At 56.6% G+C, this 20,955-nt stretch carries 20 protein-coding genes, 1 tRNA gene and 1 pseudogene; 18 read left to right on the top strand and 4 right to left on the bottom strand.

Annotation, left to right across the window (positions count from 1 at the left end):
* Positions 1-28 precede the first annotated feature (28 nt).
* The 3 genes from ACRZ91_RS11460 to ACRZ91_RS11450 are packed head-to-tail and all read left to right on the top strand — an operon-like array spanning position 29 to position 4,114.
* Entirely contained in the window at positions 29-943 is a 915-nt protein-coding gene (locus ACRZ91_RS11460; RefSeq protein ID WP_480716928.1) for a sugar phosphate isomerase/epimerase family protein, read from the top strand.
* Positions 924-2,333, top strand: coding sequence for an aldehyde dehydrogenase family protein (locus ACRZ91_RS11455; RefSeq protein WP_480905354.1), 1,410 nt, complete (start codon positions 924-926; stop codon positions 2,331-2,333). Before ACRZ91_RS11460 ends, ACRZ91_RS11455 begins: the two co-directional genes overlap by 20 nt.
* The gene (locus ACRZ91_RS11450) at positions 2,333-4,114 is read left to right on the top strand and encodes a thiamine pyrophosphate-binding protein (RefSeq protein ID WP_480652605.1); all 1,782 of its coding nucleotides are present in this window, start codon (positions 2,333-2,335) and stop codon (positions 4,112-4,114) included. Before ACRZ91_RS11455 ends, ACRZ91_RS11450 begins: the two co-directional genes overlap by 1 nt.
* Before the next feature lie 134 nt (positions 4,115-4,248).
* Here ACRZ91_RS11450 and ACRZ91_RS11445 read toward each other — a convergent pair.
* Positions 4,249-4,956: pseudogene (locus ACRZ91_RS11445) on the bottom strand (IS5 family transposase); the annotation flags it as partial.
* A gap of 396 nt (positions 4,957-5,352) precedes the next feature.
* Between ACRZ91_RS11445 and ACRZ91_RS11440 the strand changes: the two are divergent.
* The 11 genes from ACRZ91_RS11440 (at position 5,353) to ACRZ91_RS11390 (ending at position 15,449) form a co-directional block, all read left to right on the top strand.
* The gene (locus ACRZ91_RS11440) at positions 5,353-5,526 is read left to right on the top strand and encodes a Flp family type IVb pilin (RefSeq protein WP_010443521.1); all 174 of its coding nucleotides are present in this window, start codon (positions 5,353-5,355) and stop codon (positions 5,524-5,526) included.
* 134 nt (positions 5,527-5,660) lie between these two features.
* Positions 5,661-6,476 carry a Flp pilus assembly protein CpaB gene (cpaB, locus tag ACRZ91_RS11435; RefSeq protein WP_170782040.1) on the top strand — a complete coding sequence of 272 codons (816 nt, stop codon included), beginning with the start codon at positions 5,661-5,663 and terminating at the stop codon, positions 6,474-6,476.
* Positions 6,477-6,499: 23 nt separating this feature from the next.
* Complete coding sequence (locus tag ACRZ91_RS11430) at positions 6,500-8,068, top strand: pilus assembly protein TadG-related protein (RefSeq protein ID WP_480905349.1); 1,569 nt, start codon at positions 6,500-6,502, stop codon at positions 8,066-8,068.
* A gap of 5 nt (positions 8,069-8,073) precedes the next feature.
* On the top strand, positions 8,074-8,580 hold the full coding sequence (locus tag ACRZ91_RS11425) for a TadE family protein (protein ID WP_170473871.1): 507 nt from the start codon (positions 8,074-8,076) through the stop codon (positions 8,578-8,580).
* Entirely contained in the window at positions 8,577-9,272 is a 696-nt protein-coding gene (locus ACRZ91_RS11420) for a TadE/TadG family type IV pilus assembly protein (protein WP_480905345.1), read from the top strand. The genes ACRZ91_RS11425 and ACRZ91_RS11420 overlap by 4 nt, the downstream gene beginning before the upstream one ends.
* A 24-nt stretch (positions 9,273-9,296) precedes the next feature.
* Positions 9,297-10,505: a CpaE/TadZ family protein gene (locus ACRZ91_RS11415; RefSeq protein ID WP_480905343.1), complete on the top strand. Its 1,209-nt coding sequence runs from the start codon at positions 9,297-9,299 to the stop codon at positions 10,503-10,505.
* Between the two features lie 14 nt (positions 10,506-10,519).
* The gene (locus ACRZ91_RS11410; protein ID WP_480905340.1) at positions 10,520-11,908 is read left to right on the top strand and encodes a TadA family conjugal transfer-associated ATPase; all 1,389 of its coding nucleotides are present in this window, start codon (positions 10,520-10,522) and stop codon (positions 11,906-11,908) included.
* A 3-nt stretch (positions 11,909-11,911) separates the two neighbouring features.
* Positions 11,912-12,883, top strand: coding sequence for a type II secretion system F family protein (locus ACRZ91_RS11405; RefSeq protein ID WP_170703700.1), 972 nt, complete (start codon positions 11,912-11,914; stop codon positions 12,881-12,883).
* A 10-nt stretch (positions 12,884-12,893) separates the two neighbouring features.
* Positions 12,894-13,895: a type II secretion system F family protein gene (locus ACRZ91_RS11400; protein ID WP_480905337.1), complete on the top strand. Its 1,002-nt coding sequence runs from the start codon at positions 12,894-12,896 to the stop codon at positions 13,893-13,895.
* A gap of 224 nt (positions 13,896-14,119) precedes the next feature.
* Positions 14,120-14,974 carry a helix-turn-helix transcriptional regulator gene (locus ACRZ91_RS11395; protein WP_480905334.1) on the top strand — a complete coding sequence of 285 codons (855 nt, stop codon included), beginning with the start codon at positions 14,120-14,122 and terminating at the stop codon, positions 14,972-14,974.
* On the top strand, positions 14,964-15,449 hold the full coding sequence (locus tag ACRZ91_RS11390) for a prepilin peptidase (RefSeq protein ID WP_480905331.1): 486 nt from the start codon (positions 14,964-14,966) through the stop codon (positions 15,447-15,449). The genes ACRZ91_RS11395 and ACRZ91_RS11390 overlap by 11 nt, the downstream gene beginning before the upstream one ends.
* A 329-nt stretch (positions 15,450-15,778) precedes the next feature.
* Here the strand turns inward: ACRZ91_RS11390 and ACRZ91_RS11385 are convergent.
* Together ACRZ91_RS11385 and ACRZ91_RS11380 are read right to left on the bottom strand one after the other, a co-directional pair.
* Positions 15,779-15,854 (bottom strand) — tRNA-Ala (locus ACRZ91_RS11385).
* A 139-nt stretch (positions 15,855-15,993) separates the two neighbouring features.
* Positions 15,994-16,317, bottom strand: a complete 324-nt coding sequence (locus ACRZ91_RS11380) for a TIGR02300 family protein (protein ID WP_010443532.1) — start codon at positions 16,315-16,317, stop codon at positions 15,994-15,996.
* A gap of 34 nt (positions 16,318-16,351) precedes the next feature.
* Here ACRZ91_RS11380 and ACRZ91_RS11375 point away from each other — a divergent pair, with 34 nt between their 5' ends.
* From ACRZ91_RS11375 to ACRZ91_RS11365, 3 genes are all read left to right on the top strand, one after another.
* The gene (locus ACRZ91_RS11375) at positions 16,352-17,110 is read left to right on the top strand and encodes a M48 family metallopeptidase (RefSeq protein WP_480905327.1); all 759 of its coding nucleotides are present in this window, start codon (positions 16,352-16,354) and stop codon (positions 17,108-17,110) included.
* Between the two features lie 30 nt (positions 17,111-17,140).
* Entirely contained in the window at positions 17,141-17,788 is a 648-nt protein-coding gene (locus ACRZ91_RS11370) for a GntR family transcriptional regulator (RefSeq protein WP_170547205.1), read from the top strand.
* 112 nt (positions 17,789-17,900) lie between these two features.
* Positions 17,901-19,031: a lytic murein transglycosylase gene (locus ACRZ91_RS11365; protein ID WP_480905324.1), complete on the top strand. Its 1,131-nt coding sequence runs from the start codon at positions 17,901-17,903 to the stop codon at positions 19,029-19,031.
* A 4-nt stretch (positions 19,032-19,035) separates the two neighbouring features.
* On the opposite strand, the gene ACRZ91_RS11360 is transcribed toward ACRZ91_RS11365, so the two are convergent.
* Positions 19,036-19,998 carry an acetyl-CoA carboxylase carboxyltransferase subunit alpha gene (locus tag ACRZ91_RS11360; RefSeq protein WP_480905321.1) on the bottom strand — a complete coding sequence of 321 codons (963 nt, stop codon included), beginning with the start codon at positions 19,996-19,998 and terminating at the stop codon, positions 19,036-19,038.
* A gap of 122 nt (positions 19,999-20,120) precedes the next feature.
* On the opposite strand from ACRZ91_RS11360, the gene ACRZ91_RS11355 reads away from it, so the two are divergent.
* Positions 20,121-20,954 (top strand): AraC family transcriptional regulator, encoded by an 834-nt coding sequence (locus tag ACRZ91_RS11355; protein WP_480905318.1) that lies wholly within the window; start codon positions 20,121-20,123, stop codon positions 20,952-20,954.
* Position 20,955: the final 1 nt, after the last annotated feature.

Below are 20,955 nucleotides of genomic sequence, written 5' to 3'. Positions count from 1 at the left end.
GATTCGCAGACACGTGGAGCTGTCGTTCATGGTGAAACCCGAAGAGGCTGGCACAAGCCCCTCTCTCTATTCCTTGGCGCATCTGACGCTGATTGGCTGCACGCCGCCCGAGCTGGTCTATATCGCCGCGCGGGCCGGTTACGATGCCGTCAGCCCTCGGTTCATTCCGATGCATGTGCCCGGCGAATTCACCCAATCCCCGATCGACAAGGCGCAGGTGCAGGCCACCAAGACGGCTCTTTCGACAACCGGCCTAAAAGTCCTTGATGTTGAGATTGCGCGCATCACCGAAGACGTGGACCCGCGCAGCTTTGAGCGCTCGTTGGAAATCGGCGGGGAACTCGGCGCCAAACGCATGATCATGAGCGCGTGGACCAACACCCGCGACGATCGTGACTTTCTGATCGACGTCTATTCTGAGACCTGCGAACTGGCAGCACCCTATGGACTGACTGTGGACCTTGAGTTCCCAAGCTTTTCCCGCCTTCGTACTCTGGATGAGGCGCTGGATATTGTCCGCGCCTCTGATCAGCCGAATGGTGGTATTCTGGTCGACACGCTCTATCTGCACCTCAGCCGAGTGGATCTCGGGGAGCTTTTGCACGTCCCTTCGGACCTGTTTCACTTCCTGCACATCTCTGATTGCCTGCCCGGCATCGCTGATACGCGCGAGGGCATGATCCAATTGGCCCGCGATGCGCGGCTCTATCCCGGCGAAGGCTGGATTGATTTCACGGGCATCATCGAACGGATGCCGCCCGTCGATTATTCTATTGAACTGCCCAACCAAAGCCGCGTTGCCGAGTTGGGGTATGAAGAACATGCGCGTCGCTGTCTCAGCCACGCCAAGCGAACATTCGGCGAGGCGCGGTCACAGCGCCGTATGCCCGATGCAGCAATTCCAAAACACCAAGAGGATTATCATGGGCAAAGAGCTCACTGAAAACGACCGCAACATGGCGGCCGATATGCTGGCACGCGCCCGCGCTGCCATGGCCGAGATCGAGGATTGGGATCAGGGCAGGCTGGATCGCCTGTCTCAAGCCATCGCGTGGTATGCGGGGAACGAGAAAACCTTCACCCGCCTGGCCCAGCAAGGCGTGGACGAAAGCGGTATCGGAGATCGTGCGGGACGTCCGGCAAAGCGGTTCAAGATTCACATGGTGCTGCGTGATGTATTGCGCACACCATCGACCGGTATCGTCGAGGTGGATGAGGAAAAAGGACTGGTGAAATATGCCAAGCCTGCTGGCGTCATCGCATCCCTGATCCCGATGACCAATCCTGCGATGACACCACCGGTGACCGGCGTGTCCGCCGCGAACGCCAGGAATGCCGTCATCTTTAGCCCGCACCCGCGAACCGCCCATACCACCTTTGAGATGGTCGAGGTCATGCGCGCAGCATGCCGCGCCGCCGGTGCCCCCGAAGACCTGTTCCAGTCTATCCGCAAACCATCGATCCCGTTGACACAGCACCTTATGGAAATTTGTGACCTGACGCTGGCGACGGGCGGCAAGCCCATGGTTAAAGCGGCCTATAGTTCAGGGCGTCCGGCCTATGGCGTCGGCGCGGGCAATTCGTCCATTGTCATCGATGAGACCGCCGATCTGGACATCGCCGCGCAGAACACTCGCATCTCTAAGACCTCTGACTTTGGCTCGGGTTGTTCGGCCGACGGTAACATCATTATCCAGCGCTCGGTTTACGACGATATGGTCAAAGCGCTTGAAGCCGAGGGTGGGTACCTGTGTTCGGACGAAGAGAAGGTCATGCTCGAAGCGGCCATGTGGGATGAAAAGGGAACCCGCACGTTCCCGACCATCGCGTGCCCGCCGCAACAAACGGCCAAGGTCGCCGGTTTTAGCATCCCCGAAGATCGCAAGTTTCTGATGGTTGAAAATCAGGGGCAAATCGGACCGCAGCACAAGTTCTCCAAGGAAAAACTGACCACATTGATGGCGCTTTATCACTTCGACACGTTCGATGACGCGCTAGAAACGGTCCGCCAGATTTATAGCACCGGGGGCAAGGGCCATTCCTGCGGCATCTACAGCCACAATGACGATCATATCGATCGGCTCGCGCGTCTGGCTCCGGTCAGCCGAATGATGGTGCGACAGCCTCAGTCTAAGGCCAACGCGGGTGCGTGGACCAATGGCATGCCCATGACCAGCAGCCTAGGCTGTGGCATCTGGGGCGGCAACATCACCAATGAAAACGTCACCATGAAACATATGATGAACTACACCTGGGTCAGCCGCCCGATCCCCGAGGATCGCCCCTCGGAACCGGACCTGTTCGGAGAGTTCTACGGACAGGAGGTCGCGTGATGGACGGAGCGAAACTGGAAGGTAAAACCGTTGCCGAACATATCGTTGACTTTCTCGAACGCCGTAAGGTCAAGCACGTTTTCGGCCTGTGCGGACACACGAACATTGCGGTTCTGGCTGCGCTGGCGGAAAGTCCCATCGATTTTGTTACAGTACGACACGAACAAATCGCCAGCCACGCGGCGGATGCATATGCCCGCGTGACGGGCAAGGCCTCGGTGGTCTTGTCTCACCTCTCCCCAGGTTTGACAAACTGCGCCACCGGGGTCGCCAACGCGGCGCTGGACTGTATCCCCATGGTCGTGATCGCAGGTGACATTCCCACGCATTACTACGGCAAGCATCCGCATCAGGAGGTGAACCTGCACGCGGACGCTGCCCAGTGGGAGATCTATCGCCCCTTTGTCAAACGCGCCTGGCGGGTAGACCGGGCAGACTTGATGGCCGAGATACTGGAAAAGGCGTTTCATCTTGCCGAAAGCGGCCAGCCAGGACCGGTGCTGGTCAATGTGCCGATGGACATCTTCTCGGAAGTGATCCCCTCGGACAGCTTCGACCGTATCCGCGACAACACGCGCGCGCTCAAGAAGCCCTCGATTGACGACGAGACCGCGCGTGAAATCATTGAAGCACTGGCGCAGGCCGAAAAACCGGTTGCTTATGTCGGCGGCGGTATCCTTCTGGCACAAGCCAGTGAGGAATTGCGCGCATTCGTTGAGCATATGGGGCTGCCCGTTGCGCATTCACTGATGGGTAAAGGTGCGTTGCGGGACGACCATCCGCTAGTGTTAGGCATGACCGGGTTTTGGGGCACCGAATTGGTCAACCAGTCCTGCCTGAACGCGGACTATATCTTTGCCGTGGGTACCCGGTTCAAAGAGGCCGATTGCTCTAGCTGGTATCCCGGCTACACGTTCAACATTCCCGGATCTAAAGTCATTCACATCGACATCGAACCGCAAGAGATCGGCCGGAACTATCCCACCGAGATCGGTGTCGTTGCGGACGCCAAGGCCGCGTTGCGCGTCCTCAACCGGGTTGCCCGCGAGATGTATCCGAGCGGTTTCAAACGCCCAGCGCTTGAAAAGAAAATTGCTGAATTCCGGACTAACTTCAAAGCGCGTAACGTGGAAATGGCGACCTCATCTGCCTTTCCGATGATGCCTGAGCGTATTCTGGCGGATACCCGCAAGGCACTGCCTGAAGATGCGATCATCACTACTGACGTTGGATGGAACAAGAACGGAGTAGGGCAACAGTTCGATATCCTGACTCCCGGCTCGATCCTAACACCGGGCGGGTTCGCTACGATGGGTTTTGGACCTCCGGGTGCGATCGGTGCGAAACTGGCGGCACCTGATCGGGTGGTGCTTAGCTTGGTCGGCGATGGTGGGTTTGGTCAAAACCCGTCAATGCTGGCAACAGCTGTCGAACTTGATCTGGGCATCATCTGGCTTGTGATGAACAACAACGCGTTCGGGACCATCGCAGGACTGCAAAAAGCGCATTACGGCCTGACCTATGGAACGACCTTCCCCGGATCAGCCGAAGCGCCCGCAAACGGGCCGGGCTATGCCGACATAGCGCGGGCCTATGGTGCAGAAGGACACAGGCTCAGCGCTGCTGACGAGTTGTTGCCCGCATTGGAGGCGGCAATCGCCAGTGGCAAGCCAACGGTTTTGGATGTCCCGATGATCAACAACCCGACGCCAACAACCGGACATTGGAACATCTTGGATATTTATTCGCCGGACAAAGACGTTTCTCACGTCGCTACATAAATAGGCTGCGCGCGGCACACTCCATCGAGGGTTCCAGTTGACCCGCTAAGAAATGGTGCGGACTTGCTGCCACCAATTGCAGATGGCGAATAGCAACGCCACTCGAATGCGTCAGCAGTGCCGTTCTGCAAGTGGTGATACCCGCTCCACCGTTGCCAGATAGCGCGGCCCGGGTATCGAGATGCAGTGACCGCCTCATTTCGGGCAATAGCACAGGCGGATGTGGGGTTCCATGGCTTGGAGTTCTTGCGTGGCGGGATGATGGCGTGGGCATTGCGGGCGACAATCGCGCCGTAGCATTTGCGCGCGTCGTATGCCTCGTCTGCGGTCACTGACCCGATGTTCTGATCTAGTGGTTTTGATCAAGCAACTCGGGAAGTAATGGCGCGTGTCCGGCGTTGCTTGTGGTAACTTCAACGGCGTGCACTTCCAGTGTTTCCTCGTAGATGCCTACGTGTATTTTACGCCAAATGTGCCGCTTGGGGTTACCATGCTTGCGGGAATTTCTTTCTCCTTCGCCCTCAGATTTGATGCCGGTGCTGTCGATCAGCAGATGCAGCGGGCCGCATCCGCCACGATACGGAAGGCTCACGTTCAGCGTTCTTTTACGGCGGCACAGGGCACTGAAATCAGGCACGGCTCAGTCCACAAGCCAGTCAGCCGCAAGAGACTGCCCACGAAGCCTGTGGTTTGCCTAAGCCGCATCCCGAACAGAACAGGGTCAGACACGCTTGGATCACGGTGTCGCTGAAACTCTGGTGACGGCCGCGCCTGGCTGAAGGTGGCGGTGTCCAATCCATCTCAAGATCAAACCAGATCGAAAGCGATCCTCGTTCTTTCAATGCGGTATTGTACGAAGGCCAGTTCCCGGTCTTGTACTTCGTCCGGTTCCAACGGGTCGTGTCTCTCGGCTATCATGCTGGATTCATGAGGTGAATCCTTCAGTCCATTTGTGCAGCAAAGCCGCCGGGCACCGCAATTCGCGGCCCGTCAGTTGGGAAAGAATCACGGATCTGGCCATTCAGATTCCGTTAAGGAATCGGGCCAATTTGCGGCAAAGAACCGGCCAAACTGCCAAATCTTACAATCTTGACGTGTATTTCTCCGTGGTTTGGAGGATGCGGCGCCCTGATGGCGGGACCTAACCTTGTGGAAGGCTCCGTCCATATGGGGGGGTTAGAACGCCGCGAATTTGGGCGGCATCCATGAGTAACTAGTGAGTTAACTAGGAGAGTAAAATGTTGAAGCTTTATGTAAAGATGAAGACCATGGCACGCGACGAAAGCGGCGCGACCATCGTGGAATACGGCGTCGCCCTGACCATTGTCACGGCGATTGCAGTGGCCACTCTGACCGCTTTGGGCGCCGACGTTAACGGTCAGTTCACCAACGCGGAAACCCTGATTCCTTAATTAAGACAAAGCACGCGGTGCACCCAGCTCCGCGTGCTTATCGCCCAGGATAAATTTTTTGATCCGCTGGCAAAGTGCAACCGTTCAGATCGGTTCATTCGAAAAACGCCAGGAAATAGCTGAAGGAGCACCAGATGAGACTCTCTGCCATTTTCACTGCATTGACGGGCCTGGTCGTAGCCGGAGGATCGGTTTACGTCGCTCGGGATTACATTCAATTTGACGCTCAGTCCGCAAATGTCGAGGCCGAGAGCGAGATGGTGAGCGTGGTCGTTGCATCGCGCGATATTTCGTTCGGTGAAGAAATCGAGCCCGGCGCGCTGACAACCATTGACTGGCCCCGTGGTGCTGTACCCGCGGGCGTCTTTACAGATTACGACGACCTGATTGCGGCGGCCAGCATGCCGACCCGTCGCGCTCGTCGCGCAATTGCTCAGGGTGAACTGATCCTGAACAGCAAGGTTTCCGACTTTGGTGAAAAGGTCACCATCGTTCAGACGCTGGGCGCAGATCATCGCGCCATGGCCATTGAGGTTGATGCCGAAACCGCCGTAGGGGGCTTTGTCACCCCTGGTGATCGGGTCGATGTAGTAATGACCACTGGCGAAAAAAGAGACATGCACGCCGTCACAATTTTGCAAAACATCAGGGTCATTGGTGTTGATCAGGAATCTGACGAACAGACCGACCAACCCGTTGTTGCACGTACGGTTACTGTTGCCGTTACCCCGGATCAGGTCCAGCGCCTTGCTCTGGCGCAACGTGCCGGTCGGCTGAGCCTCACCTTGCGGTCTATTGATGACACCGAGGACAAGACGCTGACCATGACGCGACTTAACGATCTTCTGATTGATGAGCCGGTTGTTGCGCAGGACATCAAAGAACCGGTGCGTAAAACCATAGTCCGGGTCCGCCGCGGCACCGAAGTGACAGAATCCATCATCAACTGAATCGACCAAGGAAGGTTTCGACCGTGTCCCTCGCTCAATTCATACGTCAATTCCGTAGCTCCGAAGACGGCGCGATCCTGGTCTTTGTTGCGGTGGCCCTGTCGGTGATGGTCGGAATGGCCGCCCTTGCATTCGACATTGGTCGGGTGACCACCACTCAGTCGGAATTGCAGAGCTTTGCGGACAATGTTGCCCTTGCGGCTGCGGGGGAACTTGATGGTCGCCCGGATTCAATCACCCGCGCCACGAATGCGGCTGCAAACATGATCCGCGATCGTCAAAGCTTTGGCATTCGCAACAAGGATCAGCTGTTGTCCGGTGCAACGGATTACCAGCTGCGGTTTTACGAAAACCCGCCGACCACTGCAACCGATCCCGCTCAACCCGCGCAACTGCTGGACGCGACCGATCCTGCCAGCGGGCCGATTGCTGCATTCGTTCGGGTGATCGTCGATACGCACGAGGTCAGTACTCCGCTCGCAGCGGCAGCGGCGGCTTTGCTGGGCAATGCGCAGCCCTACTCCAGCGTTAATGCCGAGGCTGTGGCAGGGTTCACCTTGATGGCCTGCGACATCACCCCCATGTTCATCTGCCTGCCGCAGCCCAGCCTCGATCTAACCGAAGGGCAGTTGATCAGAATGGTAAGTCAGGGCGGCAATGGACAATGGGGTCCCGGAAACTTCGGTTTTCTGTCTTCCAATCAGAATCTGGCCATCGACACGTCCGGCGCCTGCGAACCTGCGCCAAACGGTCAGGAAGATTCATGTGCTCTGGCCGCGTCGCGCGCTGTATCCATGTGCTTCAGCCAAAGAGCCGTTGAAACCAGACCGGGTCTGAGCGTGGGCAACATGGTGGCGGGCTTTAACACACGTTTCGACCGATTTGAATCCAGCGCCAGGCAGTTCAGCAACGGCTCGCGCTACGACGTCGACAATTTCGCCTCTTCCCCGCATGTCCTGGACGGTTGGATCACTGCGGGTAATGGAAACAACTGCACCAGCCAGCTATCGCCCACTTATGATGCGAACGGGGTCCTTGATCCGGCCGCGACCGTTGGGCTGCCACTTGACGATTGTTTTGCCAGCGGCACTTGCCCGACACCTCGCATAGGCAATGGCGTCTTTACTACCGGGCTTACTGAGTATCTTACCATCAACTATGGCGCAGATTTCAGCGGCCCTCTCCCGACTGGCATTCCGCCTTGGTTCCCGACTGGTGGTACCCGGTACGACATTTATAATGCAGAAGTCACCAACCAGGCCACGCTGGAAGCTATCCTGACCGCAGGTGGCAAAGCAGAAAGCAGCATGCCTTCGTGCCAACCCCCTTCAGCCGGTCGTGCCGATCCCATGCGTCGTGTCATCACCGTAGCCGGTATCGATTGCGCGACTTTTCAGGATGAGCTGAACGGCGGGTCGGGCGCCATTCCGGTCACCAGTTTTATCGAGATGTTTCTGATCCGCCCCTCGGAATCCGGCAGCACCGGTGCCAACGCGGTCATCTATGGTGAGGTCATTCAGACCGTATCGGATGGCATCGGCGGCGCCGGAGTCGGCGGCATCGTTCACGATCTAGTTCAGCTTTACGAGTAATGATCATGTTTGGTGCCTCCCATCATATCAGCAATACCCTTAGCCGGTTCCGCAACGACCAGTCCGGCGCGGCGTTGGTCGAGTTTGCGATCCTTTTGCCAATCCTGTTAGTGACATTTGCCCTGATCGTCGAAGGGGGGCGGATTTTCTGGTCCTATCAAAATGCGATCACGGGGGTTCGGGACACTGCCCGTTATGTTGGCCGGATCGCCCCGTCGGACATGTGCACTGCCTCGCCAAGCGCTGCTATCGGCGATTTTCAAACCGCTGTCTCGAATACACTGACTTCGCTTTCGACCACTGACATTGCTGTTGGTCTGGACTCGCTGTCCCTCGAATGCGTTGGCAACGCAGGTGAATACCGCGTTTCGCCCACACCGGTTGCCGTACTGACCGCGTCACTGACAATTTCAAATCTGCCGTTTACGCCCCTGTTCCAACTGGTCGGAGGTTCGGCGACGGCGCAGATCCAAACCACCATCACAGATCGTAGCCGGGTGTTTGGACCATGACCCGCCGCATTCACAAGATAACCCGCGAAATGTCGCGACTTGGCCGTCACGAAGATGGGTCGACGGTCACAGAGCTTGCCTTTGTCCTGCCGTTGTTCCTTTTGATTTTCCTGGGCCTGATAGATTTCGGCAGATTGGCCTTCCACTATGTTGCTGCTGAAAAAACAGCACAGGTCGCTGCTCGGATGGCTGCAGTGATGCCACCCGCATGTGGCGGCGTTCCGACAACCAACAGCCGAGGCACCTATACCGATATCACCGGCCCGCGGTTTGGAACCAATTGCAGTTTCGCATCCGGCGTTTGTGTTGAACCGGCCACCACCATATGCACCGGAGCGGCGCCCGCGAATGCAGCGGCGCAGACCACCGTGACCGACATCTGGAACATGCTTCAGTTTGCCGTTCCCAACGATCCCACCGCAACTTTTGACGAAAGCAACATCACGTTCACTTACGACTTCGACCCGGAAATGAATTTCCTGGGTGGCCCTTATGTACCGATGGTCACAGTGACAATCGAAGAACTTCCGTTCCGGTTCGTCTCTCCGTTGGGTTCGATTGCAGCGCTGGTTGTGGGCGGCTCAACACCAGAAACCGATGCGCTGACCACCGCGACAACGGGCTTCAAAATTTTTTCCGACTTTAGCGCAACCCTTCCTGGCGAAGATCTCGCCAGTGGAGTCAACGGTTGAATTTCTAATCATGGGAGCTGAAAAATGACTCAAAAATCATTAGCCCTAATCTCTGATAATGAGGCGATTAAGGATTCAGTCGCCCAGGCCGTCGACCGGTTCGACGATCTTTCGCTAGAGACACATTTCGGGACCTTATCTTCGGTAAACGGTCGCGCCTGCGATCTGATGGGTGAAAATGACCTGCTGGTGTTCAGCTTTTCAGGCGAATTGGATCTGGAAACTGTCAGCGATCTTCGTCGTAGCACCGGTTCGCGCGGCACCTTGCTGGCACTTAGCGACCGTGACATCTCATTGACCGAAGCGCGTGCGCTGAACAAATCGGGAGTAGATGAGATTCTGCCCTATCCCATCGGGCAGGACGAACTGGCCGAACAGATTCAGCGTCTGACGGTCGACAAATCCTTGCTGCCGACAATTTATGCGCCGCAACCGCAGCGACTGGGGCAGATTATCAGCGTATGCCCGGCCCGTGGAGGCATCGGCGCGTCGACACTGTCCATCAACCTGGCGGACCAATTGCAGGGTTATTCCGGCATCTTCCGGAAAAGGACGCGAAACAAGGTCGCTGTCGTAGATCTGGATTTGCAATTTGGCACGGTCGCGACGTCCTTAGATTTGCAGCCTTCCTCGGGGCTTTTGAGAATGGCCCAGGATGGGGTAATGCCGGACCGGACTTTCCTTCAGCAATCTTTGGTGCAACATGCATCCGGTTTGGAAGTCCTGAGCGCGCCCGAAGAATTCATTCCTCTGGATGTTCTGACACGCGAACAGGTCAGCGCGCTGATCGAGACTTTGCGTCTGGAATTCGACTTTGTTGTTATCGATCTGCCACGTGTGCTGGTCGATTGGCTGGGCGCAGTTGTTGCTGCGTCAGACCGGATGCTGATGGTGGGTGACAGCTCGGTCTCTTCGGTGCGCCAAGCCTGCCGTTTGATCGAATTCTTCACAAAAGAGCGGCTCGAACCTCCGGTTGAGATCGTCATCAGCCAGGAAACGAAACCGACATTCCGGTCAAGCCAACATGTCGAAGCCCAAAAGGCGCTGGAACGCGAATTGCGCTTCTGGCTGCCAAGCGACGCGCGCCACGCAAAACAGGCGCTGGATCGGGGTCAATTGCTGTCGCAAGCCTCAGGCAGCTGTGCCTTGTCCAAGGCGATCCGCACGATGGGTCGGAAAATCATGAATGAAACAATGGTCGGCAAAACCGGCCTGAGAAACAACGCAGCCTAATTGGAGTCTAAGGGATGTTTGAAAAGTTTACACGCGCCGGGCGAACCAATGAGGCCGAAGTAATCCAGCTTAACCAGCATGCAGAGCAACTGGCCCGAGAAATTCAGCCTGAGACCACAGCAGAAGATACCGAACTGGCCGACTGGCTTGAGCTCAAAAGCACTTTGCACGAGGCTTTGCTGGAACGGTTGAACCTTTCGGTGATCGAAAAGGTTGAGAAAGACGTGCTGCGGCGCGAAGTCGCCGGGGTTGTTGGCGGTGCGTTGTCCCAAACCGGCAGGCCGCTGAATACCGAAGACTTCAACCGCATCGTCGAAGAACTTCTGGACGAAATTCTGGGTTTTGGCCCATTGGAGCCATTGCTGGCCGATCCAACGATCAACGACATTCTGGTTAACGGTTATCAGACGGTCTATGTCGAACGCTCTGGCCTGCTGGAGCGCGTGCCGGTGCGGTTCCGCGATGAAAAGCACCTGCTGCGGGTTATCGACAAGATCGTCAGCAAGATCGGGCGTCGTGTCGATGAACGGCAGCCTTGGGTGGATGCCCGGCTGGAAGATGGCAGCCGTGTCAACGCAATCATCCGCCCCTGTTCGATTGATGGTCCCAGTGTTTCAATTCGAAAATTCGCCCAGTCGAAGCTGACAATGGAAAAGCTGGTCGCAAATGGCGCTCTGAACGATGCCGCCGCGCGGTTCCTCCAATCGCTGGTATACGCGCGCCTGAACGTTCTGATCGCCGGCGGGACGGGATCGGGTAAGACAACGATGTTGAACGCCTTGTCTTCGTATATCGACCATGGCGAGCGTGTCGTCACCATTGAAGACGCAGCAGAACTGCAACTCCAGCAGGAGCATGTTGTGCGCTTGGAAACACGCCCGCCATCTCCGTCCGGCGACGGCCAGGTCATTCAGCGTGATCTGGTGCGCAACGCGCTGCGTATGCGCCCCGACAGGATCATTGTCGGTGAGGTTCGCGGAGCGGAGACTTTCGACATGCTTCAGGCCATGAATACGGGTCATGATGGCTCGATGACGACTGTACATGCGAACTCGGCGCGCGATTCATTGGGCCGCCTGGAACAGATGGTCACGATGACGGGTATCGAATTTCCCGCCGCAGCTATTCGATCCCAGATCGCGTCGGGGCTGCACTTTATTGTGCATCTGTCGCGGTTGGCGGATGGATCGCGCCGCGTCACCAGCATTTCGGAAATAACCGGGATGGAAGGTGAGATCATCACCATGCAGGACATCTTCGTGTTCCAGAAAAAGGGACGCGCGGAAAACGGCGAAGTGCTTGGTCAGTTTGTTCCCACCGGGATTCGTCCGAAATGCTATGACTTGCTCACAGCTGCTGGCGTCGATCTCGAACCCGAGACTTTCCGAGTATCAGGAGGCTGAGGCATGACCAGTATTAACACAGCCGAACTTCTTAACTATCTGACGCTGGCTTGCGTCTTCGTTGGAATTTTCATGCTGATTACCGGTGTGTTCCACTTTGCCCGTCGCGGTGAAAACCACGCCGAGGCTCGCAACCGCCGAATGCGCATGGTCCGGCAAGGCGTTACCGATGAAGATCGGCTCGCCTTGCTGCTTCCCGAGACCCAGACAGGGTTTTTTGCAAAGATCCCGTTTTTTGGGAACTTGCCGGATACGCTAGTTCAGGCGGGACTGCATGTTTCAGCGAAGAATTTTGTGCTGCTTTGCCTGTTTGGCACCTTGGCGATCGCAATCGCCGGTATGATGTTTCTGCCGCCCTGGCAGGCAGCCCCGATCGCACTCATCCTGGGTGTGCTTATGCCTGCTTTGGTGGTGAAATCGCGGCAGGCTGAACGCCAAAAAGCTTTGACCAGTCAGTTGCCCGATGCGCTAGAGCTGATGGCGCGTGGCCTGAAAATTGGTCACCCGGTCAACACCTCGATCAAAGCGGTCGCGGACGAGATGCAAGACCCTATCGGGTCCGAGTTCGGCATCATTTTCGACCAGATCAGTTTTGGCGACGAATTGCCCGACGCAGTTCAGGACTTTGCTGACCGGGTCGGTTCGGAAGATGCACAGTACCTGGCGGCAAGCATGGCAATCCAACACGGCACTGGTGGCGATCTGGAGCGGATCGTGTCCGTTCTGGCCACCGTGGTCAGACGGCGCATTGCATTGCGTGCGCGGATCAAGGCCATTTCCGCAGAAGGGCGCCTGTCCGGGTTTCTTCTGTCGATCATTCCGCTGGTGATCATGGGGTTAATGACGATCAACGCGCCTGGATATTACACCGACGTCAGTGACGATCCCGCATTCATCAAACTTGCAGTGTTGGTTGTCGTTCTGATGGTCTCGAACGTCATCATCCTGCACAAACTTGTCAATTTCCGTATCTGAGGGCAATTTCATGGAAAATATTCTGGAAATTATGTCGCTTCGTTTCGGGCTGCCAGCCGAAACAATTCTGCTGACCGTCTTTGGTCTTGGCGTTTTGCTGGTGTTCGTCGCCGTAACCTCGGCGCTAAGCCGCCGCCATCCAGCGGCTGTCCGTATCGCCAATCTGCGCGCCCAAAGGTATGAGGCCCGCAATGACCGTGGACTGTTGCGCGAAACTCTCGTCACCCCTAAAGGTCTTTTTAAGGCCGCACTGCCCAGTAGGGAAGCTGAGCGGCGCAAGATCGAGGATCAGCTGATTCAAGCCGGGCTGACAGGTCGAAATGCCCTGCGGATCTACACACTGACTCGGGTTTGGTTTGGGATTTTCGTGCCGATGATTGTGGGTCTGCTCATCGTTGCCTCAAGAACGCCTGGCATCCCCGTTCCCAGCGCGATTACGGGCATTTTTGAATCCATCAGCAAAGCCAACGCTATTCAGCTTATCGGTTTGCTGACGGCCGTCGGATATTTTGTTCCCGCGGCCTGGCTGAAGCATCGCCGCAAAGAACGTCAGCAGCGTATCCGCGATGCATTCCCAAATGCTCTCGACCTGCTGCAGATCTCGCTTCATGCTGGGCTGGGCTTTGATGCCGCTATGACACGGGTCGGGAACGAACTGGCGCTGGCCTCCCCTGACCTGGCGTTTGAGTTTCTGAACACTCAGCACGAGATTCAGGCCGGACGACCCCGCGCAACTGCGCTGTCTGACATGGCGCGGCGTACAGGGGTTGATGAAATCCAGTCCTTTGCCACGGTTGTCCAGCAATCCATACGCTACGGGACCAGTATGTCCGAAGCTCTGACTACCTATGCGTCTGAAATGCGGGACTCACGCGAAACACGGGCACAGGAACTGGCAAACCAGCTACCGGTAAAGATGTCCGCTGTTCTGGCCGCGCTGATGCTGCCGACGCTGATCATCATTACCGCCGCACCTTCGATGATTCGATACTTCCGGGGCTTTGGGGCGTAGAATTCCCGCCCGTATCCGCCGTAATTGCGTGTTCGGGCGGGTCATGTTTCCAAAACGAGGACAAACGGGCGTCTAGTTTCGGCAGATTTTGCCCAGTTTAGAGAGAAAAGAGTAAGCTTTTAGGTAGTTAAGTGGAGTCCGGCCACACAAAAAATCGCGACGCAATCGACGGGTGGGGGTGTCTGTCGAAAGGGTTGATCGGGTTTCGGTCAATGTTAAACGGTATGAATAGTTTGTTTTCGGCGCATCGTTTCGCGCCCGGTGCAGGGGCACCAACGTCAGAACTTCTAAAAGTCGTAGCTGTCCTTTGCCAGGCGACTCAGGGGAAAGTCCCACTGCTAAATGCACTGCGCGAAACAGCTCGCGCAATTGATGCGGAAGTCGTTTCAATCAGCCGGGTGGACCTGCACGGCAATCAGAATTCGGCAAAAGTGCTGAGCTACGACGCCAATCACAAGACGCCGGACAGCTTCAGTGGTTTCAATTTCTGCATCGCGCCTGCCATTTGCGGAAACAACATGAGCCGGGCCAAACTCGGGTCCGCTTGGTTCGGTGGACAGGATGACCTGTCCGAATACGAACATCTGTCAGAGTTCTATGCGTTCCGCAGGTTTTCCGAGTCAGTTTCCATTCTGCTGGAACGACAAAATGGTGTCGCCGACTTTCTGGAATTGCATTTCAGCCACCCCATCTCTTCAGCCGTGGTAGATATTCTGAGCGTTCTGGGCCCTGTTCTGTCGGATTGCTGGAAGAAAAGATCTCTTGGTCGGTTTTCCGAAGCGAAGCTGAAAAACACGCGCCGAAAGCTTATCAAGAAAGAACCAAAAAGCATTTTGTCTATGGACAACCCTTGTCGGCTGAGTCGCTCGGAATATCGGGTTTGCCTCTTATTGGCGCGGGGATTGAACAACAACGCCTTGTTGTCCGAGCTGTCGATTTCAATTTCGACACTGCGTACGCATCTTCGCAATATCTACGTCAAAACAGAAACGTCATCTCAACCCGAATTGATCCATGATTTGCTGACCCCGATGGTCAAGCGCCAATCGCTGAATGCGGGTAGCGAAAATGTCGCCTGAAGTCGCGCAGTTCGTCCCTTTGATCGTCATTACTCCGCTTTTGGCTGCAATGGCATGGAATGACCTGAAGAACCTCAGGATATCCAATAAGCTGGTGCTGATAATGCTCGCAGCTTTTGTTCTCTCCGCGCCCGTGTTTCTATCCTTCCACGAGACTGTATACCGCGTGGTCTTCGGCGTCGGCGTATTTGTCGTTGGTTTTCTTGGTTTCACGCTGCGCCTGTGGGGTGGAGGCGACGTAAAGGCAATCGCCGCGCTGACATTGTTTGTGCCCAGCTACTTTCTTTTGCTGTTCTTTTACACTTTCACCCTGTCCATGGTCGTTGGCATGCTGTTTGTGATCACAAGTCGCTCGATAATTGGATTTCCGGAATGCCGCTGGCTCGCATTGCGACCAAAAGCCAGCTATCCGATGGGTGTATCGATCGCCATGTCGGGTGTATTATTACCCATGGTTGCGATGGGCTTGGGGTAGTACTTCCAGGGTAGTCTTATGCCTCATGGCCAATACATAACGGTTGCTGGGGTGCTATGGTAAAAAGGAAGTCCTTATAGGTATCTGTCGTGGCAGGTGGTAACGCGTCTCCAGTCTTTCAACCGGCCAAACATGATCTGGGTGGTGTGTTGAGCACCACATCGCTTTATGAACCGCGAGGAAAATTCATTTTTGCGGTTTTCAGGTTGTTGGCGACATCGCTTAGGCGACTCTGATGTGTAAGAAAAATGAGCGTCCGCTGCGAACCCAAAGGAAATTTCTTTTGCCAAAAAGGAAGAACTATGGGTGTTGGATCATGAGGAGAAAAATGGTGGAGCCTAGGGGAGTCGAACCCCTGACCTCTTGCATGCCATGCAAGCGCTCTCCCAACTGAGCTAAGGCCCCATGCAGGTACCGTCAAAGCGGTGGACGGACGTTTATGAGACGTCGCCGTAGAGTGCAAGTCCAAAAATCGGATTCGGTGAAAAAGTGCGAACCAATCCTGTGGACTGGGATGAGGCAGCCGGGGCTGCCTCGAAACCCATCAATTTTCGTCTTCTGACGACATGTCCTTGATATCGTCCAGCGAAACGTTGTCGCTGTCGTCATCATCGTCCAGCAGATCGTCATCCAGTTCGACATCGACGTTGTCGTCATCATCCAATACGATATCTTCGTCCGACGAAGCTTCACGTGCTTTGACCGAAGCCGCATCTTCGGCATCTGCCGCGATCATCCGGCTTTTGCCGGTTTCCAGTTCTACGATCTCGCCGGTATAGGGGCTTACGATCGGGTCCTTGTTCAGGTCGTAAAAGCGTTTACCAGTGGTCGGGCAAACACGCTTTACGCCCCATTCTTCCTTGGGCATATCAAATCCCCTTGATATCAGGTGAATCTCATCAATGATTCAGGTCACCTGCCATAAGCGGCAGGCACTGTCAAAGCCTTTGCGCGAAGGAGATCGGCCCATGGGGCGACACGCATTGCCTGGAACCCCTCCGGTGCCGCTGACATTGCGCAAATCTGCGCAGGCAAGACGGATCAGTTTGCGGATTTCCCAATTGGATGGGCGGGTTACGCTGACCTACCCAAAAGGTGTCCCCGAAGCCGAGGCTTTGGATTTCGCGCATCAGAAAGAGGATTGGATTCGCGGTCATCTTCAGGACGGGCCAGACCAGGAAACCGTTGAGTTCGGTCAATCCATATCAATAGAGGGAAAAGCACGGCGAATCGTTCAAATCTCAGGTCGGCGGGTGCTGCTGAAAGGTGACGAGATCGGTGTTCCTGCCGGGGCGGAGGCGCGGAGACTCGCCCGGTTTCTCAAAGAACTTGCCCGCGATCGTTTGACCGGAGCGTGTGATGACTATGCCGCGATATTGGGTCGTTCGTATCGTAGCATTACGCTGCGTGATACGCGTTCGCGTTGGGGATCCTGCAGTTCTGCTGGTGCGTTGATGTTTTCATGGCGACTGATCCTCGCACCGCCTGAGGTGCTGCACTATGTGGCCGCTCATGAAGTGGCGCATCTGATCGAAATGAACCATTCTCCCGCCTTCTGGGCGCAGGTCGAGCGGATATTTGGCCCGTACAAAGAGGCCCGCCGCTGGTTGCGCGACAATGGGGCTGAATTGCACCGCTATCGCTTTGAATCCGCCGCTTGACGCCGGGAAATTTTGTGATCACATAAGCTCATGCTGACCACACGCCCCGCCGAGTCCCACACCGCCACCCATGATCGAGTATATCGAACACTCAGGTCTCGGATCATGCATGGTGAGATGGCTCCGGGGCAGGCGCTGACATTGCGCGGTATAGGCAAGGAATTCGGTGTGTCGATGACGCCTGCGCGCGAAGCAGTGCGGAGGCTGGCGGCGGAAGGCGCGCTGTCACTGTCCACCTCGGGTCGCGTGTCGACCCCTGAACTGACAAGGGATCGGATCGAGGAGTTGGCGGCATTGCGTGCGCTGCTTGAGGTTGAATTGGCCAGTCGTGCCCTGCCGCGCGCGCACATGGCACTGATTGACCGGCTGCAAAGCATCAACATGGCAGTCGCCGAGATGGTCACTAAACGCGACGCGGTTGGCTATATCCGTTCCAATCTGGAATTCCACCGGACGCTTTACCTGCGCGCACAGGCCCCCGCGATGCTTGCAATGGCCGAGACCGTTTGGCTGCAGCTTGGTCCCACGATGCGGGCACTTTATGGCCGGCTGCGACGAACTGAGCCGCCGCATTACCACCGTTTGATCATCGCAGCGCTCAAGGCTGGGGATGAGCCAGGTCTTAGATTGGCGGTGCGCTCGGACGTGACGCAGGGATTGCGCCTGCTCGTAACCTGAGCGGCTTGTTGCCCATCTCATTGACAGGTTGGTTTCAGATGCTGCTCTGCTGGTCTGAACGAGCGGGCTGCGTTATCCTGAAAGCAAATCACAACAAGAGCAGATTTCAATCATGATCAATCGAAGAACTTTTTCTATCGGGCTTGGGGCGACGCTGTTGGCAGCCTGTTCAACTGGCAGCGCACCAACCAGTGCTCCAGCGTCGCGAATGCGTGCTGTCCCGAACGCTGGATGGGATGCGTGGGTTGCTGGTTTCAAAGGCCGGGCAGCGTCGCAGGGCATCTCTCAATCTACCCTGAATCGCGCCTTTCAGGGTGCGGGATATTTGCCCGACGTGATCGAGCGCGACCGCAATCAGGTCGAGTTCAAGCGCTCGCTTGAGGATTATCTGGCCATCGCCGCGTCAGACGAACGGATCAGCACCGGCAAACAGATGCTTGTGCGGCACGCAGGGACTCTGTCGCAGATCGAAGCGCAATATGGCGTCGACAAGGAAATCATTGTCGCAGTGTGGGGGCTAGAAAGCCGCTATGGCGCGCGGCGCGGCGATGTGCCGGTGATCTCGGCGACCTCGACGCTGGCCTATGATGGGCGGCGCGGGGCGTTCTTTGAAAAGCAACTGGTGGCGGCGCTGAAGATCATTCAAGAGGGCGATACAACCCCAGCCAACATGAACGGCAGCTGGGCCGGAGCGATGGGACACACCCAGTTTATCCCTACCTCTTATCTAGCTTATGCCGTTGATTTCACCGGTGATGGACGTCGCGATATTTGGTCCGAAGATCCGGCAGATTCGTTGGCCTCAACCGCCGCGTATCTGTCGCGCGCCGGTTGGGTGCGGGGTCAGCCTTGGGGTGGGGAAGTCGGTACAGTCTCGGGCTCTCCGGTGGCTGTGTTACAACCGCAGACGCCCGGTCCACGCATAGCGGTGTTCCGCAATTTTCAAGTGATCAAGCGCTATAACAACTCGGACAGCTACGCGATTGGTGTTGGCCATCTTGCGGATCGGATCGCGGGCGGGGCACCGTTCCAGGCCTCATTCGGGCCGGACGCAACCGGGTTGACGCTTGACGATCGCAAAGAGCTACAGCGCCGCCTGACATCTGCGGGCTATGACACGCAGGGTGCAGATGGAGTGATCGGGAAAAACACCGAGGCCGCAATCAGCGCATATCAACGCGCCAACGCGCTGTCCGTAACCGGTCAGCCTTCAGTGGCGTTGTTGAAGAGTTTGGGAGGCTGACGGCTTAAGCCGCCAGCCCTTTTGAGCCGATATCCAGGAATTTCTGACGGCGGTCCTTGATCAGGGCTGCCGCATCTTTTCCGTCAAGCTCTTTCAGCATCGAAGCAATTGCAGTCCGCACGGATTCAACCGCTGCAGGGCGGTCGCGATGCGCCCCGCCTTTGGGTTCTGGAATGATGTGGTCACAGATACCCAGTTTGTGCAGGTCCTGAGCCGTCAGACGGAGCGCTTCGGCGGCTTCACGCATCTTCTCTGCATCCTTCCACAGGATCGAAGCGCAGCCCTCGGGCGAAATCACCGAGTAGACCGAATGCTCCAGCATCGCCACGCGGTTCGCTGTCGCAAACGCAACCGCGCCGCCCGATCCGCCTTCGCCGATGATGACAGAAACCAGTGGTACTCCAATCTTCAGGCACATCTCGGTTGAACGCGCGATGGCCTCGGACTGGCCGCGCTCTTCCGCTCCTTTGCCGGGATAGGCGCCTGCTGTATCGATCAGGGTGATCACTGGCAGGCCAAAGCGTCCCGCCATCTCCATCAATCGAACGGCTTTGCGATAGCCTTCGGGGCGGGCCATGCCGAAATTGCGCTCGATCCGCGATTTGGTGTCGCTGCCTTTTTCATGGCCAATCACCATCACCGGTTGATCGTTGAACCGCGCCAGACCGCCAATGACCGCCAGATCGTCGGCAAAGTTCCGGTCGCCGGCCAGAGGTGTGAATTCGGTGAGCAACGCATCTACGTAATCGTTGCAATGAGGCCGCTCAGGGTGCCGCGCGACCTGGCATTTCCTCCACGGCGTGAGGTCGCCATAAAGCTCGTCCAGCAGCTTGGCGGCTTTGGCATCCAGCGCGGCAGCTTCTTCGGCCACGTCCATCTCTTCATTGGCGCGGGCCAGCGCGCGCAGCTCTTCAGCTTTGCCTTCGATCTCGGCCAGTGGTTTTTCGAAATCCAGATACTGGGTCATGACGCCTCTCAACGCGGAAGTTCCCTGCTATATGACTAATGCTTGTCCCGGATGCAACTCAGCAAGATTTGTGGTTTCACAATATGCGACGACAGGCGGGCGAAGATTTAGGAAGGATACCGATGGTCGCCAGCTATGAAGATCGCGTGTTGCGCGTGTTGGCTTATATCCACGATCACCCCGCTGGGGATTTGTCGCTGGATGCCTTGGCCAACGTCGCGGCGATGTCACGATTTCATTGGCATCGCGTGTTTCGCGCAATCACCGGCGAGACCTGCGCGCAGGCTGTCCGCCGGATACGTCTGCACCGCGCCGCCTGTTGGTTGGTGCAGTCGGAAAGGCCTGTTGCGCAAATAGCGACCGATATTGGTTATCCGAACCTGAAATCTTTTGCGCGAGCCTTTTCTGAGGCCTACGGCAGCAGCCCCACCGTGTTTCGCAAGGCGGGGCAGATTCTGCCGGCTCATCCAAAATTCAAAACCGGAGAATACCCCATGCATCCCGTGACAACCCGCACCGAACCGTCCCGCCGTGTCGTAGCACTTCCGCATAAAGGGGCTTATGCCGAGATTGGCCGCAGTTTTGAGGCCTTTGGTGCCCTATGCGAATCCCGAAAACTGTGGCCACAGGTCGGCCCGATGATCGGGCTCTATCTCGACAGCCCCGAAGACGTGCAGGAAGATGAATTGCGCAGCTTTGCCGGGGCTCAATTCTGCGGCAAAGATATTCCGGAGGGGATGGAAGACCTCAGCATCCCTGGCGGCAAGACGGCGGTTCTGACCTACAAAGGCCCGTATTCCGGCATACACGCCGCCTATCAGACACTGTTCGGAAATTGGTTGCCCGATTCTGGCGAGGAGCCTGCGGATCAGCCTTGCTATGAAATCTATCTGAATGATCCGCGCGAAACTGCGCCCGAGGACCTGCTGACCGAAATCTGCCTACCGCTCAAATGAC

Source organism: Ruegeria sp. O11, from assembly GCF_056535285.1.
Note: the sequence above shows the minus strand (reverse complement) of the source record. Positions and strands in the feature narration are given on the sequence as shown.